Below are 1,956 nucleotides of genomic sequence, written 5' to 3'. Positions count from 1 at the left end.
TGGGTGAAGAGCGTGATGGCGGGTGAGGTAGGGGGGTGGCAAGAGCAATAAAAAGAGAGGCTTTCAAGCCTCTCCTGCCATCGCGTTCCGGTTTCGAGCGTGGGGCGGTCAGGGTTTATTGGCGACCAGCAAGACCTGATCCGGGTAGGCGCCAATGGAGCGAAGACCGATATCTCCCGAGGTGATATCCAGATACGCCCGCTGACCATTGGCGGAGGTTACCGTGCTGCTCATCAGATAGACATAGCCCTCATTGACCTCTTTACCGCCCCCCGCCATGGCGCGCGGGAAAATGGCTTCATTGAGAGAGGGCTTGTAGCAGGCGTGCTCGACCAGGGTCGCCAGCTCCTTGATGTCGGGCAGACGCCACTGGCTGATACCGCCGAAGTGATAGAGAGCATGACTGCTGTCACTGCGGATCCGCTCCGCCACTTGCAGCCCCTGCTGCCAGTAGTAAACGGTCGGTTCCCCCAGGCAACTGCTGCCACTCCATGTCTGCCCCAGTTTGCAGCGCATCCAGGTGAGGCCGGTGTGTTGATCCGTGACGGTGCCGTTGCCATGGTCAAGAAAACGGGCAGAGGGGGCGGTGCGATCCATGGTGTCATCACAAATGGCAGCACCGTGGGCCAGGGGGGCCAGCAGTGCCAGCATGGCGAACGAAAAGTGATAAAGGCTCATGATATTCCTCGGATTATTGGGGAGTGGCGACCAGTCGTACCTGCATCAGCTCGATATAGGTATCTTGCTGCACCAGCGCGGGATAGGTGGTGCCTGCATCTTCCCCCAGGAGCAGGACTGTGCGTTTGCTGATGGGGCCACCGGAGAAGCGCTGGGCGGTGTTGCTGGTGGCGCTCCAGTAGTAGCCATGGTAGGTGTCATCTTCCGAGGGGGCGATATCCGGGAAGTAACGGGTATCCACGATGATGCGCTGACCCAGCGGGTCCTTGGCCAGGCTGCCGTAGTGCATCAGTGACATCAGTTCACCCATGCTGGGCAGCCGCCACTGGCTGATGCCGCAGCGCTGCTCGCCATTGAGCCACTGCTGATACGCGCGGGTGGTCAGCATGGTGGTCAGCGCCTGTGCCCGGGCGAAGGCCGCCAGATCTCCTTCGGCGCTGAGCTGTTCGATCCTCTTATGAATATGCTGGTAGGCCGCTTGCTGCTCGCCTGCGGTCGCCTTGAACTGCTCATCCTCATAGGCAAAGGGTCTGCTTTTCCAGGCCGGGCTCAAGGGATCATCCGATTTGACCTCCCACACCAGACCGGTATTGAGATCCTTGACGCACTGCCAGCTCGGCGCGTTGTCAGGGAGCGCCTGACCGCGATCATCGAGTTTGCGATAGGCAAGCTGGGGACGAGTGCGATTCCAGCTGGCATCTTGTCCCGGATAGTCGGCGGGTTCCTGTTCCAGCAGCGGGTCGTTGCCATCGCTGAAGGTGGTGACGCCGGTGACGGTTAGCAGGTTGCGTGGCTGCTGCTGCACCAGCAGGGTCAGCAGCTTGCTTTGGGTATCTTCAGCGAACTGGCCGTTGCGTTGCCACTCCTGAGCCAATTGCGCCAGCATCAGGCTGATGGCGCGATAGCTGGTGGTAAGCAACTGGGTCTCCTTGGCGGTGGCAAGGTGTGTGCGGGCCTGTTGCTGCAAGCTGATCGCCACCTGCTGTAGTGCTTGATCAAACTGGCCGAGACCCGCGAGGGCCGCGCGGTCGCTGCCCGGTTGCAGCGGCGCGAGATCGGCCAACAGCTGCGCCAGTGCGCGATCGGCGGCCACCCCTTCGGCAATGCGGCTCTGCCACAGGGTACTGAGCAGGGTCGGTTGCAGCCGTTGTGGGTCCCCTTTGGCGGCCGGATGTGCCAGTAGCAGGCCTCCGCTCCTCGGTACGAAAAGCAGGGGCGAGTTGACGATGTTGGCCGAACGGCTGACCAGGGCCACAGCGCCTTCGCCGCTGACGGCAG

Annotated in this window: 2 protein-coding genes; both read right to left on the bottom strand. The window is 61.7% G+C overall.

The window, feature by feature from the left end; translation table 11 throughout:
- Nucleotides 1–108 precede the first annotated feature (108 nt).
- On the bottom strand, nt 109–678 hold the full coding sequence (locus tag DBR30_RS08015) for an Lcl C-terminal domain-containing protein (protein WP_108539966.1): 570 nt from the start codon (nt 676–678) through the stop codon (nt 109–111).
- A 13-nt stretch (nt 679–691) separates the two neighbouring features.
- On the bottom strand, nt 692–1,956 hold a 1,265-nt coding region (locus DBR30_RS08010), incomplete at its 5' end, for an Lcl C-terminal domain-containing protein (RefSeq protein WP_258224347.1).

Source organism: Aeromonas sp. HMWF017 (genome assembly GCF_003061465.1).
GTDB classification, from domain to species: Bacteria; Pseudomonadota; Gammaproteobacteria; order Enterobacterales; family Aeromonadaceae; genus Aeromonas; species Aeromonas veronii.
This window is presented reverse-complemented; position numbering and strand designations above follow the sequence as displayed.